Source organism: Mucilaginibacter sp. GW821-FHT07H05 (genome assembly GCF_059418485.1).
In genome coordinates, this window is the sequence record NZ_JBWKPY010000007.1 from 58,590 (window position 1) to 80,228 (window position 21,639).

14 protein-coding genes are annotated in these 21,639 nt (G+C 46.7%); 1 reads left to right on the forward strand and 13 read right to left on the reverse strand.

Annotated elements, in window-relative coordinates:
* Window positions 1–23 precede the first annotated feature (23 nt).
* From AC07M6_RS18735 to AC07M6_RS18785, 11 genes are all read right to left on the reverse strand, one after another.
* Window positions 24–1,898 (reverse strand): glycoside hydrolase family 3 N-terminal domain-containing protein, encoded by a 1,875-nt coding sequence (locus AC07M6_RS18735; RefSeq protein ID WP_494892071.1) that lies wholly within the window; start codon window positions 1,896–1,898, stop codon window positions 24–26.
* 226 nt (window positions 1,899–2,124) lie between these two features.
* Window positions 2,125–3,204, reverse strand: a complete 1,080-nt coding sequence (locus tag AC07M6_RS18740; protein WP_494892073.1) for a bile acid:sodium symporter family protein — start codon at window positions 3,202–3,204, stop codon at window positions 2,125–2,127.
* A gap of 15 nt (window positions 3,205–3,219) precedes the next feature.
* Window positions 3,220–4,206, reverse strand: coding sequence for an aldo/keto reductase (locus AC07M6_RS18745; protein WP_494892075.1), 987 nt, complete (start codon window positions 4,204–4,206; stop codon window positions 3,220–3,222).
* A gap of 17 nt (window positions 4,207–4,223) precedes the next feature.
* A complete protein-coding gene (locus tag AC07M6_RS18750; protein WP_494892077.1) occupies window positions 4,224–4,673 on the reverse strand; it encodes a GlcG/HbpS family heme-binding protein in 450 nt (149 codons plus the stop codon).
* Between the two features lie 2 nt (window positions 4,674–4,675).
* Window positions 4,676–5,875, reverse strand: a complete 1,200-nt coding sequence (locus AC07M6_RS18755; protein WP_494892079.1) for a glycoside hydrolase family 88 protein — start codon at window positions 5,873–5,875, stop codon at window positions 4,676–4,678.
* A gap of 10 nt (window positions 5,876–5,885) precedes the next feature.
* Window positions 5,886–7,085, reverse strand: a complete 1,200-nt coding sequence (locus tag AC07M6_RS18760; protein WP_494892081.1) for a DUF4861 family protein — start codon at window positions 7,083–7,085, stop codon at window positions 5,886–5,888.
* Window positions 7,082–9,055: a DUF2264 domain-containing protein gene (locus tag AC07M6_RS18765; protein ID WP_494892083.1), complete on the reverse strand. Its 1,974-nt coding sequence runs from the start codon at window positions 9,053–9,055 to the stop codon at window positions 7,082–7,084. Before AC07M6_RS18765 ends, AC07M6_RS18760 begins: the two co-directional genes overlap by 4 nt.
* The gene (locus tag AC07M6_RS18770; RefSeq protein ID WP_494892085.1) at window positions 9,052–11,577 is read right to left on the reverse strand and encodes a glycosyl hydrolase family 28-related protein; all 2,526 of its coding nucleotides are present in this window, start codon (window positions 11,575–11,577) and stop codon (window positions 9,052–9,054) included. Before AC07M6_RS18770 ends, AC07M6_RS18765 begins: the two co-directional genes overlap by 4 nt.
* Complete coding sequence (locus AC07M6_RS18775) at window positions 11,570–12,865, reverse strand: acetylxylan esterase (RefSeq protein WP_494892087.1); 1,296 nt, start codon at window positions 12,863–12,865, stop codon at window positions 11,570–11,572. The genes AC07M6_RS18770 and AC07M6_RS18775 overlap by 8 nt, the downstream gene beginning before the upstream one ends.
* Window position 12,866: 1 nt before the next feature.
* The gene (locus tag AC07M6_RS18780) at window positions 12,867–14,318 is read right to left on the reverse strand and encodes a RagB/SusD family nutrient uptake outer membrane protein (RefSeq protein WP_494892089.1); all 1,452 of its coding nucleotides are present in this window, start codon (window positions 14,316–14,318) and stop codon (window positions 12,867–12,869) included.
* 25 nt (window positions 14,319–14,343) lie between these two features.
* Window positions 14,344–17,484, reverse strand: a complete 3,141-nt coding sequence (locus tag AC07M6_RS18785) for a SusC/RagA family TonB-linked outer membrane protein (protein ID WP_494892091.1) — start codon at window positions 17,482–17,484, stop codon at window positions 14,344–14,346.
* A gap of 141 nt (window positions 17,485–17,625) precedes the next feature.
* Between AC07M6_RS18785 and AC07M6_RS18790 the strand changes: the two genes are divergently transcribed.
* Window positions 17,626–18,672: a LacI family DNA-binding transcriptional regulator gene (locus tag AC07M6_RS18790; RefSeq protein ID WP_494892093.1), complete on the forward strand. Its 1,047-nt coding sequence runs from the start codon at window positions 17,626–17,628 to the stop codon at window positions 18,670–18,672.
* Between the two features lie 210 nt (window positions 18,673–18,882).
* Here AC07M6_RS18790 and AC07M6_RS18795 read toward each other — a convergent pair whose 3' ends face one another.
* On the reverse strand, window positions 18,883–20,850 hold the full coding sequence (locus AC07M6_RS18795; protein ID WP_494892095.1) for a sialate O-acetylesterase: 1,968 nt from the start codon (window positions 20,848–20,850) through the stop codon (window positions 18,883–18,885).
* A 454-nt stretch (window positions 20,851–21,304) separates the two neighbouring features.
* Window positions 21,305–21,628, reverse strand: coding sequence for a nuclear transport factor 2 family protein (locus AC07M6_RS18800; protein WP_494892097.1), 324 nt, complete (start codon window positions 21,626–21,628; stop codon window positions 21,305–21,307).
* Between the last annotated feature and the right edge of the window lie 11 nt (window positions 21,629–21,639).

Sequence of the window (21,639 nt, forward strand, 5' to 3'; positions counted from 1 at the left end):
GGAATAATTAAAACTGGTATAGCTTAGGCCGACCCAAAAGGATAAAGCGGCGCATTAGGCAGGTCAACATATCTGTTCGTGGAACTATGCGCCATATCACCCGGACGTCCCGAAATCTTATGGTTATAATAGATCGGTATCTGACCGTCCGTTGCCGGAAAAGTAATCGTTAATTTACCTGATGGGTTGTAATCCCCGAAAAGCACATCGGCAATAGCATTACCTGCCTGGCTGCCTAAAAACCAGGTTTCAAGTATCGCGTCGGCCTTTTGTTGTAAATCTCTGACATCAAGCGGCCTGCCATTCATTAGTATAGCTATTACCGGTTTGCCGGTGGCCAGAATCACCTTGGCCAACTGATGCTGTACCCCTGGCAGCCTGAGTGTTGAGCGGCTATTCGATTCCCCAGTCATTAATGCTTCTTCGCCAAGTGCAAGTAGTACTACATCGCTATGATTTGCCAGTGCTGCCGCCTCTGCGAAACCGCTGGAATCTTTACCGGTAATAGAACATCCTGCGGCAAATTGCACGTCGGTATTCGGGCCCGTTTTATTTTTGATGCCTTCCAGCAGGCTTACAACGGCCGTGCTATCTCCCTGCGCCGACCATGAACCTAACAATTGTGTTTTATTATTACCTAAGGGACCAATAATAGCAATACGCTTGACGGATTTGGATAGCGGTAATAGTCTATTCTGGTTCTTAAGTAATACAATCGAACGGCGCGCCATATCTCTTGCGGCGGCTATGAATTCAGGCTTCATCGTATTTTGTTGCTTACGCGCCTCATTGAAAAAACGGAATGGGGCATCAAACAACCCAAGTTTATACTTAACCGTCAGTATACGCCTGACCGCCTTATCAATCTGACTGATTTTTATTTGCTTCTTTTCGACCAGCTTTGCCAGGTATTTATTATAAACACCGTCAGTCATATCCATATCGGTACCGGCTTTAAAAGCAAGCCGGGTTGCATCCTCCTCGTCCGTGGCAAAACCTTCATTTATCATTTGCACCACAGCTTTCCAATCGCTAACAACAAAACCCTTAAAGCCCCATTGGCGGCGAAGGATATCGTTAAGCAAATATCGGTTTGCAGTAGAAGGAATGCCATTAATCTCGTTAAATGATGTCATAAAAGTAAGCACACCGGCATCAACCGCCGCCTTGAAAGGAGGAAGATAAACATCGTGTAAGGTTCGGTCAGACAAGTCAACCGGGCCGTAATCTTTGCCCCCCTGTGGAAGGCCGTAGGCGGCAAAGTGTTTGGCACAGGCGAGCACCGCATCAGTGCCGCCTAAATTCCACTGAAAACCCTTTACACGCGCAGTGGCAATTGCTGAGCCTAAATAAGTGTCTTCTCCGGCGCCTTCAACTACCCTGCCCCAGCGTGGGTCACGAGCGATGTCAACCATTGGTGCAAATGTCCATTGTAAGCCTGCAGCAGAAGTTTCAATAGCAGCAATGCGGGCTGCATTTTGCATAACGGACAGGTCCCAACTGCATGACTCGGCTAAAGGCACCGGAAATATCGTTTTATAACCATGTATAACATCATAACCGAATAGCAGCGGTATTTTCAGGCGGCTTTTGGTAACCGCATCTTGCTGCAATTTGCGCATTATGGCCATATCAGTTACATTAATCACAGAACCGGCCATGCCCCGGTTGATTAGCGAATCGGAAAGCGCTGCGGCTTCGGGTCCGGTCAAATTCGCACTACCCACATACTGACTTAGCTGTCCAACCTTTTCCGCAAGCGTCATTCTGGCCAACAGTTTGTTCACACGGCGGTCAACCAAAGCATCGCTGGTAAGTTGACGATGCTGCGCATATAATGTTTGGCTTAATAACCATGCTGATAACAGCAATGAAAATTTAAATCGTAATTGATCCATTAGTTTAAAGAATATGTTGAGTCGGTTACTTGATAATGTATATGGCCTGGGATAAAGCCAGCCCTTTATATAAATAGACGGATGTTAATGCTAATCTAACAAGTACTTAATATAGTGCAAGCGCTTGCGTGATATTGAAAATTTTATCTGGATATCAGTTAGTATTACACTGGGATTATATGGCTATCTTAAGTATGAAATTGTTGAAGTCTTTATAGCGATTTTCTTATTTCTTTACCGCTTTGCCTCCCCACCATGTAGCAATGAGGGAAAACACAGTATTCATGATCGGACCGTTAATTGCCGGAGCTAAACCCACTGTCGCAATTTTCCCCATTTTAACAGCAATACCCGACGCCAGGCCACCATTTTGCATGCCAACCTCAATTCCAATTGTGCGACAATCATTTTCTGATAACCTAAACAGTCTCGCGCCCCAATAACCCAAAAATAACCCAATTGTCATATGGAGAAACATAGCCAAGACAAGCGTAATCCCAACTTGTAACATATTGTTTCTTCCGGCAGCGGTAATCACTATAATGATCATGGTAATTCCCGCCATAGAAACTTTGGGCATGATCTTATTGATATGAGCAGCTTTACTTTTAAAAAAGTGATTTACCAGTATACCTAAAAAAATAGGGATGATAACTAATTGAAGAATATCAAAGAACATGTCCGAAAATCGGATAGGTACAAACTGTCCTCCTAAAAGTTTCATTAAAAGAGGTGTTAATATTGGTGCTAATAAAGTTGAAACAGCAGTGATAGTTACAGAGAGGGCCAGGTTCGCTTTAGCTATAAAGGCAATAACGTTACTGGCCAGTCCACTTGGAGAACATCCTACTAACACAACTCCGGCAGCAATTTCCGGTGGAAAGCCAAAAACTTTAGCAATAGAATAACCTACCAATGGCATGATCGTGAAATGGCAGCACGTGCCTACAAATACCGCTTTAGGCATTTTAAGAACTCCGGACAAATCTTTCCAACTCATTGTACATCCCACCCCGAATGTGATCAGTTGTAAAAGTGGAACAATCAATTGTTTTGTCTGAAAATTACCAAGCGATATAAAATATGTAGGGTAAGTCAATGCGATCGTTACCGCTGCTATAATTAAAACTGTATATGCATATTTAGTTAATTGCTCTGAAAGCATCATTCTGATAGATAGAAGTAACCAGAAAGCAGCGAGTATTGCCCCGGCTGTAGTAAAATTTTTTTGAAAAAAACAAACCGCAGCAACCAATATTGCAATCGAACATAAACCAATCAGACTCTTTTTAATAAGACTTTTCATTTTTCGTACTTAGATTTAAATATCATATTGAATTAACGCTGTCTTAATTGACTTCAGTTCCTCAGACCCCAGTACAAATGAAGCAGCTTTGATATTTTCCTCCATTTGAGCAACATTCCGTGCTCCCACAAGCACGGCGGTTACCGCAGGTTGCTGCATTGTCCAGTTAATAGCCAATTGGGCTAAACTGATTCCCCGGTTTTCGGCAACGGGCCTAATTAAATCCAATATATTCATTATTTTGAGGTGGTTCTCTTCCTTGAAGAAAAAGGTGTTAGGCCTGTGGTCCCCTTCATTAAATTGATGTCCTGGTTTTATCTTACCGGTTAACAAGCCCTTTTGCAAGGTAGTATGTGGCAATATGCCTATCCCTTTTTCTAAACAAAATGGCACAAGATCTTTTTCTATTTCCCTGTTTACCATACTGTAAGCAACCTGATTGGTCATGATCGGGAAAACCTCATTTGCTTTTTGCAAAATATCGACAGGGCAATTGCAAACACCACAAGCACGTATTTTACCTTGGTCTTTTAAGAATTCCAACGCTTCCATAGTTTCTTCGATCGGGGTCGTGCTTTCAGGCCAATGCATCTGATATAGATCAATATAATCTGTTTTTAATCGCTTTAAACTTCTTTCACATTCTTCAATAACACTCTGCTTTCCACTGAATTTATAAACTTTAAGTTTATTCCCCTCGTTATCTTGCGTATCAAATATGAATTCGCCTGATTGCTTATCCCATACCATGCCGAATTTGGTCAATAATTGCACTTTATTACGCTTACCTTTGATTGTATCGCCTATGATAGCTTCACTGTATCCCATGCCATATACCGGCGCGGTATCGATAGTTGTAACACCGTTATCTACTGCATACGATATTGTGCGGACTGCGTCATTTTCATCAGCCCCTCCCCAAAACCAGCCCCCTATAGCAAATGCACCATAAATGAGCGGGGAAATCCTTATATCAGTTCCTGTTATTTTTTTATTATCCATTTTATTGTACTTAAGATTTAACTAAATATTACTGTTTTCCCGTAAACAGCGAGTTCATTATCTTGCATCATAATATCCGTTTCCTTCATCATACCATTTCTTCCACTTACTCCGATCCCCCCGATAACCTGATCGTCTACCGTAATGATGACCCCGCCGGTAAACCCTGAGAAGTTCTCATCTGTCCAGTTTCGCATATCAAAATCCACCAGCTTATCATTTTTTGCAATATTGGCCCAATGCAACGTATCACGTTGCCCTATCCAAGCCGAATATGCTTTGCTTTGACTCAGCTTAATACAAGCCGGCACAACTCCGTCCATGGCAGCAAAACAGATTAATTGGCCTGAAGCGTTTACTACGCTTACTGCTATTGGCCTTTCGCCATCCGACGACGCTTTTTTTACTATTGCAGACACAATCTGCTCCGCTTCGGCATATGTAATTGACGGTTTTTGTGATGGCATAACTATCTTGTCATTTCGTCTGCAGCTAACATGACAATTCCAGGGACATATCCTGCAAATTTCTCATCCATTCTGCTAATTTCTCTCTTCTCAGCGGGGACCGCCCACCCTGTATAAACATTATGAACATTGCCGTTCCTATCTACGGATTTTTGGACGAACCCCCATGCCTTTTGGAGCATGTCATCGTATTGATTGGGTATCCAACCTTTTCTTGTGGCCTCTTTTAAAGCTGATAGAACCATGCATGTCCCGGTCATTTCTTCGGGCGATGCCGGGTCGTCAACAAGCACACGCAGGGCGCCTCCCGGCGATTGGTATTTCTTCAGGCCTTCAGCAATCCGCTGCATATCTGCGGCGATGCTTTTAAATTTTGGATGTGCAGGAGGCAGATAACGCAGAAGTCCCGCTATGGCCCAAAGCAACCAGCCTTGAGAACGGCACCAATAGGTCTGACCAAATTCGCCTTTGAACAAACCGGTGCGCACCAAACCTTTTTCTCTGTCAAGAAAATAAGTGATACCCTGTTCAAGCTGATAGATCGATTGCTTCCAGTATACATCGGCAACGCCTTTTTGTGAACTCAGCAAAGCTGCGATGGCGTTAGCACGCGTAGCCCAATATGCGGTATCGGGAATTGCGAAATCGGTAAAGTTAAAATCGTCATGCGCCAACATCCCGAAGCGATCGCGGGCGGCGTAATGGAGTATGGCGTCGGCTACATTGATACAAACCTCCCGGGCCGTCGCACTTTTATTAAGCAGGTACAATTCATGCACCGGAAACGCTACACCCAGGTTAGCCGAATAAATGGCAAAGGCAAGCGGGCCTTCCCGTAGAATACGGGCCTTGTTACCTTCGTATTGTTTGTAGTATTGTTCGTCGCTCAGCTTCTTGTCGTTTTCTACGTGGTAGTTGAACCAGTTTTCGCTGTATCTCCTTCCTTCGCGGAAGCCCCTTTTGGCGAAACGAAGAAGGCCCTCAATCTGGATAGAGCCAAACCAATCGGTATTTACCGACTTATAGTCTACCGATAAAACGTTTTTTATCATCTGGCGGATATTGGCAGGCAACTCCACGGGCAAATCCCGGTCTTCTATAGCGACAGGGCTGCCGGCATCGAAAGCTTGGCTCATTAATGGCGTTAGCAGCGGACCGGTAGCTGCAAATGAAATCAGTTGTGCAAATTCTCTTCGTTTCATAAGGTAGTGATCAATTGATAATGATAGTTAAGGGTGTTGCAATTCGTTCTGCCGTCTGGCGGATATACGCATCAAATCCGCCTTTCGTAGCGAAGCGCGGGTCCGTACGCTCCCAGCCGGCGATAAAGAAAATACATTTTTCCCGCGATGCGCGGAGTTTTGCATAAACCGTGTTCCGAATGGTTGTATTAGTGTCGGTTATGCCATGTCCCAGGAAATCTGCAGTAGGGACAAGCAATGCAAGGCCGAGAAGCCCCCCCGTGCCCTCTGCTTGTTTTCCATAGGTGGCCAGTGAGGTATAGGTATCGTTCTGTCGTTTTATATCCGGTACCGCCTGAATGAAATTAGCAATTCCCGTCAGCAGGTCCTGCTTATTATCCAGATCCAGCTGCAGAAGTGTCCGGTAGAAGAAATCGCCGCTCGTCATTATAACGGTTTCACTTGCGTTCTTTTTGGAAGTACCGGTATCCTGATTCTTAAAGTTGAGGCGAAAAGCAGCTTGCAGGGGGCCTTCGTACAAAAATACGAACGTACTGGTATCAGCATCGGCAAGCGGATATAATTTTTCATTTTCCATCACGGCGAAGGCTCCGGCACCCAGCGAACCACCTGTTTTGAGAATATCCATTCCCCAGGGTTGCAGGGTGTGCCAACTGCCGTTAAGCCCTACAATATCCAGCACCGAATAGGGGACGATCTTGCCGTAAATATCTTTCCCGTTTCGATAATCGAAGAAAGTTCGGAAGGCCACTTTGTCGTTCTCTATGGCGGGCCCTTCCATCTGGTAATAAGGGTTGGCGATATCTTGTATGAATCCGCGTAAGCGTTGCTGCATTAAAATTTCCGGGGACGCTTTTCCGTCCTTGCTTTTGAGACTGAAACGGACGTTGGTAGCCGGCTGGAAAATTGTTGCCGCAGCAGGTTCCGACCAAGCGAGCTGTAAGTCAATATGGCTTTTAGCGGGGACGCTGACCTGGATAAGCAGTTCGTCCCAGCGCGTATCCTGGTTGTTGTGGATGCGCTGGGTGACCAATTCTTTCCCATTGTGCCTGATCACAGGATACAGTGCATCATTCTTGCTCCGAAGCAATTCCCGGCGAATACTGATCACCTCGTTTTGACGCGCGTGGTCACTTTTGTTAGTGACCCTGATCGTTTGTCCCCAAACGGGCGATGTAAATAATATAAGTAATATATACAGCTTGTTCATTTCGGAATGATAATAAGATATGATTTTTCTTCAAAACGAATAGAAAGCCCTCCCGGTATTTCCTTAGCTTCCACAATGCCTCCATCTGCGGAGCGGCTCCGCGTTCCATTCACAAACAGCACTACCGGCGTTCTGCCCGCAACGGGCGCCTTACTTTGCCAATAAGGAAATACGCCAATGCCCCCAAATAGGTGGGATGCTCCCCAACCTGGCCCCGGCGCTACGATATTGCTGTATAGGTCACCGTCCGGTGCAAGCACCTTTTTTATAATGGTTCGATATCCGTTGCCTGCAAGCAGTAGTTTTCCTGCGGATGATTGACGTTCTAAGGCTGCCGTATCAGATACAGAAATTCCGTAGCCACCCATAGAGAGGTAAACCGGCGTTGGGCCGGTATGCCAGAAAACCTGAACTTCGCCATTATCGCCAATGATTGTGTGGGTGATGATGGCGGCACTTGTGTCAGCCAGTGCGTGTTTACTTATTGTGTGATCGGCGGAGATCATTACTGCTTTCGCACGTTCGCGATATTGCCATTTCCGCCCATCTGTAGAATAGCCAGTTCTGCCGGCGCCCAGATCAGGTCCTTTATCGCCGGTAAGGGCCCAGCCGAGATAACTGGAGTAGGCATATTGATCGTATTTAATACCTGTTTGCCATTTATTACGGGGATGCGAAAACGGTTGTCCCACCGGGAAAAACCGGGCCTCACCATCTATAGGGCTTACCCGGACGACCATCTTTGCTCCATTGATCACTTTTCGGCCGCCTTTTAGATCTGCTGGGATCGGCTGTTCCGTTGCCGTCCAAAAGGGGGCTTTTTCCGGGATCAGTAAACATACGAAAGCCTGCGTGGCCCAATACGGTGATCCGGGAGAACTGTATGATTCGCCCACGGCCGGGTTATCGCCACGAAAGCCGATGTTGAGCAGGTTGTTTTTGCCGAGGCAGCCCTGGTCCCAGAAATACTTCAGACATCCTGAAGCCAGGCGGCGGGCCTCGCCGGGAGGTAAGTTACTCATGCCATTGAGCACATTCCAGCCCAGAGCTGAAATACTGGCGAAACGATAGGTTAGCGAGCGGCCAAATGGGATCGGTCCCCCGTCGCGCCCAAAAAAGTAGGGCATTGTTTGCATAAATTCGGCACTAACGGATTTTAAACGGGCACTATAGCGTGCCCGCCAGACCGGGTCGAAACGATATAACAGTTGGTTGTAAAGTTGGAATCCCCAAAAGTTATAATAGTCAAATCCCTGGTTATTGCCGTCAATGAACCAGCCGTCGCCCTGGTAACAGTTCATGAGGAACTCGTAGCGCTCATTTAACTTTTCGCGGTTGGATTCCATCGCATGCTTCTCAAGCAACGGCACCGGGGCCATGTGGAAGAAATAGTGATTATTGTAGTACGAAGAGTTGTATGCCTGTTCTTTTAAATATCGAAGGAGATTTTGTTTCTGAACGGGGGTAAGCGGATCCCAAAAGCGCCGGGGATTTAGATATATGGCCAGGGCAAACATAGAGCCAACCTGGTCATTAGGCGGGAGCGCCCCCCAATAAGCCGGGTCTGCAGGGTTGGTACCCCGTGTGATCGCCTTCAGGAAAGGAGCGGAGATTGACCCGGTATATCCCGGTACATAGTCATTCCCCGTGGCAGTCGAATAAAAAATCACGGCGGTTAGTACCCGTTCCAGTCCTTCTTTTTTTGAAGCTAATGGGCTTGAATCTTCAACGACGCGGTGTACGCTGTCGGGTGGAAAAGCGGGCATTCCTGTAGACGTTTCAAAATAAGGCAGCGCACCAGAAATGATCCTTTCCGTAATTTCCAGCCAATGCCGGCGGGTATAACCAGTATATGGACTTAGTTTTCTGTTGTCGGCCGTCGTCAAGCGGCCATGAGTGTCCTGCCCCGTAGACTCGAAGCTGCTACCTGCAAATAACAGCGTGATTATGATTAGTCTTTTCGTCATCATCTTGATCCGCTTAACAGGATTTCCCCCATGTTGGGCTTTGCTTTTACAAGCGCGTACTTGTTTCTACCGTAATAGATTATTTTCACTTCGGCGGGTTTACCGTTCTGGCTGGCGGCTGTTCCCGACCACGATGCCGGTAGCCGGACCTTCACCGTGAGCGGATAATCGAAAATGGTAGGATCCATTTCCGAGCTGAGGCTTAGTACGATTTTGTTATAGGTAATAGCTGTTGTTTTTATCTTTCCCATGTCGCGCTCCTGGGCGTAAAGTGCTACCTCTGTAATACTTCCGATCCAGATCTCATCCCGATGCCTGTTAAAGAAATCGAAAACTTTCGCTAACGCCGCAGTTTGCGGATTGGGGCTGGAAGCCAGGTCCGAAGTATAAATGCCGTGCGTAAAAACAGTAGCCCATCCGCGGTAGTATTTATGATTCGGGCTTGCCTGGTTACTATCGAGTATTGCGCTGTATTGTATGTACTTTGGATCGCCGCTTACATGATTCAGCGGATTTGCGGTCGTACGGATATCAAAGTAGTCGATTTTATTAGCTTCATTGATCGGAATTCCGCTGAACCCACGTGCTGCAGCAAAATATTTAGACATACCCGGCCGCCAATTAGCCGATATGCCAAATTCGGGTATCGCGGAGCCCGGTGGAGCAAACAACCGGGTATGCTGTCCTTTAAGGTTGTCATTGAGTACCCCAGCAGAAAACCCCATTTCCCAATCTGGGCCGGGCCAGCCATCTTCTCTTACCGGATCGCTAACATGGGATACGGAATGTGATTCCAGGTGTAACCCTTCGTTCAGCATTTGCTGCCATATCTCCCAGGTGCCGGTGACCGGTTTCCGGGAAAGGTCCAGTGAGCCGTTCATGTTTCCAGTAATAAGGAACCATGTCGGCTTTAGTCCGCCATATTGTTGGTCGATCTTTTTCCAGGCTGGAAGATCCTGGGCGTTATTATCGTCGATACTTATGCTGGCCGCCGCGGTCTTATCATCTTCCCAAAGGCAGATCGACGACTCACCCGGCCTTGCAGGCCATTGCTTGCCGGTGAGTGCAAACCGTGGTTTATCCGGTTTATCGGGCAGGTTTACCCGTTTACCCGTCGCCGATATCAGGGGAACATACCGCTCCGACCCGTGAGCCAGGAAGAATTGCTGCCATATTGTGCGAAAAGCGACTGTTTTCGCTTCATCGTTTTTATCTTTTGCCCTTGCCTGGATCGCCGACCAGGCGCCTAAAGGTGCTGCTGAGCCGGGGTAATTATCCGAGATGTTAGCAATACGTGTGGGGCGTCGGAAGTTCATTTGGGCGATGTACAGATCTTCCGGCGAGAGCGTGCCGGGTAGCAGTGTTTCAAACCAATTCCCATCTCTGTCATTCAGCGCGGAAGGCAGCGAGGTTTGTATGCCGACAACAATATTCCCATTAGACCGAACTGCGTCCGAATTGTACTGATCGGGATAGTGCATGTCCCGCTGCGCCCGCAGGTTCCAGTATGTCTCCCCGAATGAGATGCCTCGCGGAGTACTGATCCCACCTGAAAAATAGGGGCGGTTACCCAGGCCCATGTCCAGGTTGGTAAAAAGATTCCTGGTTTGCTCGTGGTTATGATGGTCAATACAAAGGTCTTTCCCGCTGCCCGCACGGAATACATTGAACGTACTTTGGGCCCCTTCCACAGAGAGGTCGTGCTGATATTTACCATCCACGCGGAACCGTTCCAGCAGGTTGAAGCCGCCGTTAATGTTTACCCCGTGATGCCCGGAGATGTTTTCGGCTGCGCGGTGAGGTCCCAACTTTAGCGACCATCCGCTCGCGGTAATATGATGCGCCGAGGAGCCGATCCAGATACCCATGTCGCAACCCCGAAAGTCGACGTCAGTGATCCACCCGTGACTGGCTCCGCCCGTAAAGCCCACCGCGTTGTATCCGCGTTCGCGATAGTTGTGGCCGGTCCATATACTGTCGGGAAATTCGATGCTCAGGTGTTCGATGCCGGCATCTCTGGATCCGTCCTGGAAACAGATCATCCCTCCGCCCCATGACCAGGCTGACTGATTTTTGTATTCCTTGTTATAATTGGGGTACAGTTCTTCCAGGCCTTTTACAAAATATAGCGTTGTTTTTTCTTTTCCAGCGCCCCGGATACTTAGCGCACTCTTTCGGATTACAATCGAGTCCCTGAAAAGGAAGCGCCCTTCGGGGATGTACACCGCGCCTTTTGACCCACACTTGGCTATAGCACGGCGCAGGGCTTGTGTGTTATCGCTTTGGCCGTCGCCTTTGCCTCCAAAATCAAGGAGGTTCACGCTTACCGGGTAGACCGGGACGAGTATTTTCCCCTCCCGGTAACCAGCGCAAGTGAAATCAGGAAGTAGTTTCCTGTTCCATAATTCACCGTTTATCCCCCAAATCTTCGAATAAACAGCTGTCCCGGTGTTGCGTCGTTCCTGGCCGTATGCTGCCAAGTGCAACAGGAACAAGGCCAGTAGCAGGATTGATCGTTTATTCATGACGTAAGTGCTTTATCAGCCAATTCGTAGCCAGTTGCCATTGCACAGGGTAGGTCCAATGTCCCGTGTCGGGGAAGGGAAAGAATTCCTTAGGCGATGAGATTACGTTGTATGCCGAAAATGTAGATGTTGGTGGACAGGTTTCGTCGTTATATCCCCATGAATAGAACCCGGGGATTTTAAGCATGCGCGCGAAGTTAACCACATCATAATAACGTGCAGTTTCCAGCCGTTTCGGGTCCGCCTGTTTGAGGGCCGTATTGTAGAAGGTGTGTGGCCAGCCGCCTGCCCGTCCGTATAAATAACCACTCATATCAGACAAGGCAGGGTAAAATGACGCCAGGCAAGTTACACGTGGCTCAAGGGCGGCGGTAATGATCGACAGTGCCCCTCCCTGGCTGCCGCCCAACATGCCCATGTTTTTGCCGTCGAACTGTGGGAGACCGAATATAAAATCGATGGCACGCACACAGCCCATGTACACTCGTTTATAGTAAAAACTATTTTTATTGTCATTGTTAAAGGCGGGGTAGCCGTTTAGCGCAGTGGCTGCCAGGCTGGTATACACACTGTCGGCAAGTGTTACAGGAATGCCGTGTATGCCTATTTCGACTGTGATAAAGCCTTTTTCCGCCAGGCCGGCATCTCCTTTATATCCTCTTACCCCGGCACCGGGTACCTTTAGGATGGCCGGGTATCGCCCTTCTTTTTTGGGTACGCAGAGTATACCATAGATCCGCGAGCCGATGCGATAATTCTGAAAGCTTATTTCATAGACGTTTACAGCACCGGTAGAGCGTGCCGGAAGCAACTGCATTCGTGGGTCCAAGGATATTTTTAAGGCCTCGGTTCGCGCCTCAGTCCAGAACTTTACAAAGTCTTCTGGAAGTTGTGCGGTCGGACGGATCTTGTATACATCGAATCCTGCTGTAGCCAGACCCGTGTATTTTTTTCCGTTCACCTCGGCAATTGCTTTGCATCGCAGGAAGCCCGGAGAGTCGAGCGTCCCGCAGTTCAGAGCGGTAGCGGTGTCGCTAAGCATGAAGGATGACGTTAATACGGGAGGCATTTTTTCGGCCCCGATCTCATAATAGATCTTTATGCCTTTCATCGGCTGCCCGTGTAGGCGCACGCTCAGTTTGCAAGTGACTTCTTGCCCCGGCTTATAGATCCAATCGGGATGATCCGGGGTTAATATTACCTTGACGGAATCATTCGCGTTTGGCCCTTGAGCCAGTGCTGTAAGCGTGAGGCCGCCAAGAATGAAAAGGAATAATAATCTGCGCATATCAATAACCTGTATTTTGTGTAAGATCGGGATTTACCGTACGCTCCGCATCCGGGATGGGCAATAAGAAATTGCGGCTTACCATACGAGCAACAGCAGTTGAAGATTCTGCAACCGGGAAAGCTGCGAAGTGAGCGGTCATTACGGCTTCTGCTCTACCAGTACGAATAAGATCGAACCAGCGATGCCCCTCACAGCTCAGCTCTACACGGCGTTCGCGTTCTATGGCTGCGCGGGTATCCGAAGTATTAAGGCTCAAAGCTGCCAAGCCGGCACGCGCGCGCACTTTGTTTAACTGCGTGAGCGCGTCTGCCGTTAAATTTGACTCATTTAACGATTCGGCGTAAAGCAGCAGGAGGTCGGCATACCTGTAAATGATCCAGTCGTTTTCGGTATCTGCAATAGCTATCTGACCCGGGTCTAAGTACTTTCTGGTATACAGGATGCTGGTTGCTCCCGAAGTATATACGCCTACTGAGATCGCCTTGCGGTTGTCCCCCGTTTCAAAAGCGTTACTCAGTGAAGGCGAAATCGCGTTGTAGCCATACGTGGTGCCTATTTTCGCGATGGCAGTCCCACTGCCGATAGGTGCAAAATAATTGGCCCAGGCACTGCCTTCTACCGGAGTACGGCCACGCTGATAAAGCACTGCAAAAATTATTTCCTGGTTATTGCTCTTGGTCGGGTCGAAGATATCGTCGTATTTGGGCATCAGGCTCACGCCGTTTACCGCACAGAGATCATAGGCTTCTTTCAGCTTTGGAGTAGCATCGGCCCATTTCTTCTGTACCATAAACACTTCCCCGAGCATGGTCTTAGCGGCGATGGACGTTAAGCGGCCCACCTCGTTATTGGTTGTGCCTGAATATTTTGCAGGAAGCACGTTTTCTGCTTCCTGCAGATCATTAATAATTTGCGTGTATACTTTTTCAACTGATTCCCGGCGATAAGCGAGTGCTTCGTCGGGAGCCTTTATCGTGGTGGTAATTACCGGAACGCCGCCAAATAACCTTACTAAGTTATAATAGCACAAGGCCCTGATCACTTTTGCTTCGGCCACATAACGCGCCTTCAGCGCTTCGTCCATTACCACTGCCGGTGCTTTTTCTATAATAATATTAGCTGATGCGATCGTTTTATAGTGCAACTGCCAGGTAGAGTAAGCGTTTATATACGTGGTGCCCAGTGTAAATACATCTATCTGGTTTTCGGCGGCGCCATCATTGCGGCCCTGGGTATTGTCGGAGGCAACGTCACCCCAGCGGTACCAAAAATCGTAGATAGGCTGTAAATTGCTGTACGCTGCCGTTACTGCGCTTTTCAGATCGGCAGCCGTGCGGTAGTAACTACTCTCGGTGAACGCACTCGGGTTCGAAAGCTCGATAAAGCTCTTTTTACATCCCGCGCTCATGATAAGAGACAGCAGGAATACTATTTGGATGAATTTTTTCATGATTTTATTCTTCGTAAACTGACGATTAGAATCCTATGTTAATACCAACTGCGATCGACCGGGCGAACGGGTAGCTGCCCTGGTCAACGTTGGTGCGGAAGGCACTGCGACCCTCAATATTAGTTTCGGGGTTGTAGCCGGGATAATCAGAGAAGGTGAACAAGTTTTGTCCTGACAATGATACCTTGGCCGCTTTGAGGCGAAGTGACTTCACCAGCTTTGCGGGCAGTTGGTAACTCAGGGCTATGTTTCGCACGCGAAGATAGCTGCCGTCCCGGACATACCTGCTGGAGAAATCGCTGCTGTTGCCGGTTGCGTTGTATCTGGGCACAATGCCATCACCCGGATTATCGGGAGATTGCCACCTGTTCAGGATCTCTACCGCGGCATTATAACCTCCGCCTCCGCCCATAATAAAACGGTCGACGGCGTAGACGACTTTGGAGCCCTGTACGCCCTGAACCAGGATGCGAAGATCAATCCCTTTGTAGGAAAAAGTATTGGTGAACCCGTAGGTGAATTTAGGTTGAGTATTGTCAAATACCACGCGATCTTTGTCGGTGATCACGTTATCTCCGTCCATGTCCTTAAAACGAATATCGCCTGGTGCGGAGCCTGTTTGCCATTTCGGGCCTGCATTTACTTCGTCCTGGTTTTTAAATACACCGTCGGTCACGAGTCCGTAGATATCGCCGATCGAACCACCTTTAGCCACCTGGAAAACGGTGTTCCATCCGAATACTGCCGCGTAAAAATCTCCGCTTTCTTTGTAATAGTCGGTGATCTTGTTGCGGTTCATTGAAAAATTAAGGTCGGTGGACCATTTAAATTTCCCGGTCAGGTTACGAGTATTCAACTGCAGGTCGAAACCACGGTTACGAATGCTGCCCACATTGCGGAGATACGATCCCGAAAAACCAGCAAGCGACGAAATAGGGGTGGATGTAAGCAGCCCGTTGGTGTTACGTTCGTAAACATCGACAGTAACGTAGAACCGGTCATTTAGAAATCCGGCCTCCAGGCCCAGATCGATCTGCTTATTCTTCTCCCAGGTAAGGTCCGCGTTGGTAAAACCTGTAGGCAGAAAGCCGAAAGCACTGGTGCCGGTGCCCGTCCCAAAGGTGTAGTTAGATTGTCCGAGGGTGGCAATTCCGGCAAAATCGCCGATATTGTTGTTCCCCGTCTCGCCGTAGCTGGCACGTATCTTCAGCTCAGAGAGGAGTTCACTGTTCTCGAGGAAGGATTCTTTGGAGATCCGCCACCCGATAGAACCTGAAGGAAAAAATGCATAGCGGTTGTTACTTCCGAAGCGGGAAGACCCATCACGGCGGATCGCACCCATAAACAGGTACTTATCCTTGTACTCATAGTTTATCCTGGCGAATTGAGAAATAAGTGTGTTGAGCGTACGGGAGGCTGTGCCGGTGATATTGCTTGAAGTACTTATATAATCGATAGCATCACTGGCAAAAGATCCGGCGGCGGAGGCGATTCCTGTTGACTCGGCGGTGTTTTTTTGTGCTGAGTATCCCAACAGGAAAGTAATGTGGTGTTGATCTGACGGCTTTAAGTCGTAGTTTATCGTGTTCTCCCAAAGCCAGTTGTAGTTTTGATTAGCGCGTTGCTGACTAAGAATCCCAGTTAGGACCGGATTGCTGAAAGTGGCCAGTGTAGACGAGTTATAAGCCATTGTAGAAGGAATGAACATGTTTCGGCGGTTGTTCAGGGACTCGCCCCCTACATTTACTTTAAAATTGAGGCCCTTAGTGATCTCGTAATCCAGGTTCAGGTTGCCAAGCAGGCGCATAGTTCCCGTGCGATCGATCATCTGATTGGCGGTACCAACCGGATTAAAATAACCCGACGCGATTGTGGTCCCTTTCGTGTTTGCATCGGTGCTCAGGTTGCCATAGTCTCCGTTCTCCAGCCTGACGGGAACAATCGGCGGTAGGTATAACGCATTTTGAACCAAGGCCAGGGTATTCACACCGATGGTGCCAGCAGAAAGCGGCATTCCCGCGAAGTAGTTATTAACAAACTGATCGCTGCTAACAGGCCGGTCGTCACGGGAAGTGTAGGATGGGGCGAAATTGAAGCTTATTTTGAGCTTGGACGATAGCTTGACATCCATATTCGCTCTGAAATTGTACCTGTTGTACCCGGTGCCAAGCACAATGCCCTCCTGCTGGTTAAAGCTTCCTGCCATAAAGAATTGTATCAGCGCATTTCCGCCGCTGGCAGATATTTGGTGATTCTGGTTTGTCCCGGTCCGGAAGATTTCATCCTGCCAGTTGGTATTAGGCATCGATGCAGGGTCGTTCAGATTGGTAGGCGGGATTACACCTGCACGTCCGGGGTAAAAAAGCGCTGTTTTTATATAATCGAGGTATTGATCCTTATCAAGAACCGACACCTTTTTCGATACATTGTCCACGCCTAAAAATGTGCTGTAATTGAACTGCGTTCTTGTAGATTTCCCCCGCTTGGTGGTGACGATCACTACGCCATTTCCTCCGCGCGAACCATATATCGCAGCTGCTGCCGCGTCTTTTAGTATTTCTACCTTTTCTATATCATCCGGGCTGATCTGGTCGAAGTTCTCGCTGCTGCTGAGCGGGTATCCATCTACCACGAATAGGGGGTCATTTCCCGCACCCAGAGAACCGGTCCCTCTTACCCGGATGATTGGGGCAGTGCCTGGACTTCCGCTGGCAGTTTGTATCTGTACGCCAGCAATTTGCCCTACCAAGGCTTCGGCGATGTTCCTTACCGGCTGATTTTCGATCTGCTTGCTGGATATGGAACTGATAGATGAGGATACCATAGAAGCCCGCTGTGTACCGTAGCCAACCACGACCACTTCATTGAGTGATGTTGATTTTCGCTTTAGCAGAACCTCAAGACGGGCCGTTCCGGAAGCCTTTACTTCTTGTGTTTCGAATCCGACTAACGTAAAGATAAGTGTCGGCGCAGGGCTCGGCGTGTTTATCGTGAAGTTGCCGGCCTGGTCGGTTTGGGTGACAAGGGTGCTGCCCTTAACGCTTACGTTTACTCCCGGAACGGGCTGGTTCAGTTCGTCCCTGACCGTTCCGGCCACTGTATCGGCCTTGGTAGCACTGGCTGAGAGGAGCCCCAGGAAACATAAAAGGTACATGAATGATCTCATACTTGGTTAGTTTAAAGGTTTGATTAATAAATTGGCTCACGAAAGTAAACACATTTTTCGTAATTGCAAGCGCTTGCATAGATTTATTTTTTTTTCCTTTTATAAAGCCTTATTTTTGACTGGTTATTAAACTATTTTTAAATGAAAGATGAAGAAATAACATTACTTGACATTGCCAAAGCCTTAAATCTATCAGAATCCACCGTCAGCAGAGCGATGAAAAACCATCCTGCGATCAGTAAAAAGACGATTAGCAGGGTTCAAGCGCTTGCGAAAGAAAAAGGTTACCGGGCCAATAATTATGCGAGTAATCTTGCGCGTAAGGAAAAGACTAAAACCATCGGAGTAATGGTGCATAAGCTAAATAGCTATTTTATCACATCAGCTCTTTCAGCTATCGAGAACGTAACTTCCGCAGCTGGCTATGATATATTAATTACTCAATCTTCCGAAGATGATTTAAAGGAGTTACACAACGCTCATAACCTATTTCATAAAAGAGTGGACGGTTTAATTGCTACACTTGTATACACAACAAAAAACTTAGATCATTTTGATCCTTTTTTAAAAAAGAACATCCCTATTGTATTTTTTGACCGGGTAGATCTTCAGAGCAAAGGAACCAAGATTATAATTGATAATGAACAGGGCGGATATGATGCAACTGTTCATTTGATCAAACAAGGATGTAAAAGTATAGCTATTGTTGCCGCTGGTATCAACGGCAAGTTGCCGGATGAACGGATAACCGGCACAGCACAACGCTATGCAGGTTATCGGAGGGCGCTTGAAGATCATGGTATTGAATTCAAAGAAGACTATGTATTAATCAAAGATTTTAATCATGAAGACGATGGAATAATGGCGGCGCAGGCCATTACACAAATGTGTCCGTTGCCTGACGGCCTTTTTATAACAAACGATTTTCATGCAGTTGCGTGTATGAAGCAGCTTGTTAATAATGGTGTCAGAATTCCCGAAGATATTGCTATTGTAGGTTTCAATAATGACTTTATGAGCAGCATGGTGGAGCCTGGACTAACGACTATAGATAACCCGGCAGTTATGATGGGAGAAATTGCAGCAAAACATATAATCCAGCAGCTTAATGGTAACATTCCTTTAGCAACAAATACCATATTGCTGGAATCAAAGCTGGTCGTCCGGGAATCATCAATTCGTTCATGAAAATTTCCGGTTTTGAAGAATATTCAGCACAAATATGTTGGGCATGGTAGTTGTAATAACCGGTAATTTCCCCTGACAATCTATTTCGTTTTCTGATCCTGTCGATATGATAATGCCCCATTATGATAAGTAATTGTTTTTTTACTTTGTATAACTTACGCAGTCACTGTAACTAACACTTAGTTTTGATGAATTGCTTCCGCCAGCAATTCATTTAAGTTCTGCTTGAAATGGAGATGCCGGTAAGCCTTCGGCGTTGTATAAGTTACAGTCTTCGGGATTATTGGCCCAAGCGTACCTTACAGCTGTTGGATGCGGTAAAGCTTCACTCCAAACTATAATTTTGTTGTTAACAATTTTGGCATTAGCCCAGATAAATTTTTTGTCGGATCCGGCTATAGCGAACTGCCTTAACGGCTCATTATAGGGCGTACGCAACCCACTTCCTATATGTGTAAAATCAATAATAAGTTTATTTCCATCAGATTTTATCGATTTAAATATCGGACCAGAAAATACAAGTTTTTTTTCACCATAAGCGAGGCGTTCAGCAGCTAATGCTAGCCGGTCGCCAACGGCCTTCTTATTGAGCGGATGGATATCATTGGCTTCGCCCACATCTATAGCCACTGCCAATGCTGTATTCGATATGATGTTAACAGCATTAAGCTGGGCATCTCTCAATGCGGCCCAATTACTATTTCCCGGTTCGTTTACCTTCTCCAAAAAATTGGGCAATTGCACTATTAGAAACGGAAAATTGCCTTCATGCCACTTGTCACGCCAACTATTTATCATGGCGGGCAATAACACACGGTATAGCGGAGCCGTTTCAGTATTGGCTTCGCCCTGATACCATGCCGCTCCTTTTATCTTATACGATAATAAGGGCGCAATCATGGTATTATACAAAGATGTTGGCTGATTATACGGCCTGGTAAAAGACGCGATTTGTAAAGGAGGGAGCGATGCCCCAATTCTGCATTTCCATTCGCCTTCCAAATTTATAGATTGGCCGTCAGAAATAAAGCGGTAAGTTTTACCTGGAATAAAACCACCAGATCCATCAGTATTTGTAACCCGAACTGTTATCATGTTGTTACCCTCTTTTATCAAGTTACCAGGTATCCGATACAACCTTTCCTGATACTTATTGCCGCATGTGCCAATTTTTACGCCATTGAAGTAAGTATTATCAATGTCATCAATCCTGCCCAATTCCAGCCACGCATCTTTTCCTGCTAATTCAGCTGGAATAACTACCAGCTTTTGATACCATACCACACCAATTATATTCCCTAAGTTTTGCTGCCAAAAACCAGGAACATGAATGCCCGACCATTTTGAAGTGTCTGGCTCAGAAGCCCAGGCGTCAATTTTGGGAAAATATCCCTGATCTAACCGGGCAGCGTCCTGATGCCAGCTTTCCGTCATCAATCTATCTTTCTTTTCGGCAGCAGGTATATCAAGCGTATCACGGTAACGCCGCATCTGGCTCAAAAATTTATCAAAATCTTTAAGTGAAGACTCGCTCATCCATGCCTCTATAGGTGTGCCTCCCCAACTACTATGCAGAATACCAATTGGAACTTTATATTTTGCATATAGCGCTTTGGCCATATAATATCCCACAGCAGTAAACTTTCCGATCATGGGCGGACTGGCAGTGATCCATTGGCCCTCCACATCATCTGCGCCCTTGAAACCGTAAGCATGCTTTACTGTAAATTGGCGAATATCTGGATTTAATGAGCCTGCAATATCGTCTGGATACTTCCGGGCAAGCCGATCCATTGCATATTCCATGTTTGACTGACCTGAACATAACCAAACATCACCGAAAATGACGTTTTTAATCTCGATACGCTCTTTGCTGCTGTAGATGAGTAAATTACCAGCTATTCCTGCCCGTTCTGGAGATAATTGGATCTGCCAATGATTGTTATTGTCGGCTTTAGTTGAATAGATTTTATTGTTAAATGATACAGACACATCGTCACCAGCGTTAGCCCATCCCCAAATGTTTATTTTCGTATCCCGCTGCAAAACCATTCCGTTGCTGATAAGTTTAGGTAGACGTAGCTGTGCCACAGCAGGTACGGTCACGAAAATAGCAATTGCGGACAAATATAAGAGTACCTTTTTTAGAGATAGCAGGGGAGTGATCTTAATGTTCATAATGCCGATTACTTATTTGATTTTTTAAAATGTACATACTCTGTATTGCAGTAAAATGAATTACACTATATCTTTATTTAACACAGCTACCGTTTTTTCGGTGCGTTTTCATATACCTGCCAGTTTCCTATATATTTATAATCAGCTAATGTACAAAAGCTTTTTTATAATGCAAGCGCTTGCATTATAAAAAGGTAGTTAACAATGATGGGTAATAGGCCTTCGATGGCTTGGAATCAGATGCCCGTTGTTACTTTAACACAGGTAGTGGCAACAAGTTTGTAAAATTCAGTTTCACCTTCAGACTGATTTAATAATTTGAAATGACCTCACGATGCTTATACCAATTTGATTTCTAACTAACATAGCACTAGTCATTCGATTTTAGAAAACCGCCTAACTTAGGGAGGCGGTTTTCTGATAATATATAGCATTGCGGCCTTTCGGCTTTGAATTATTCGGTCACATTTAATGAATCGATAAGACCGTCCTTTAGTCCCAAATGAAATTTCAGCACGATCGGGCTGCCGGGAAATGTGCCTGAAACCTCCGCGGTTAATACTCCGTTGGTGCCGGATTCATCATATCGGAGCGGTTTCATCACCGATTTATATTTCTCGTTTGCCTCTTCTATCCACCGGCGGATCTCTTTTTTGCCGGTGTGGGTCTTGCCTTCGTCATGTACGATAGCATTCTCGGTGAAACACTCAGTGTAAGCCTCGCTGTCATAAGTGTTCTGCGTCTCTACAAATTGCGCTACTAATTGTGGTAATTCCATGATATTTATTT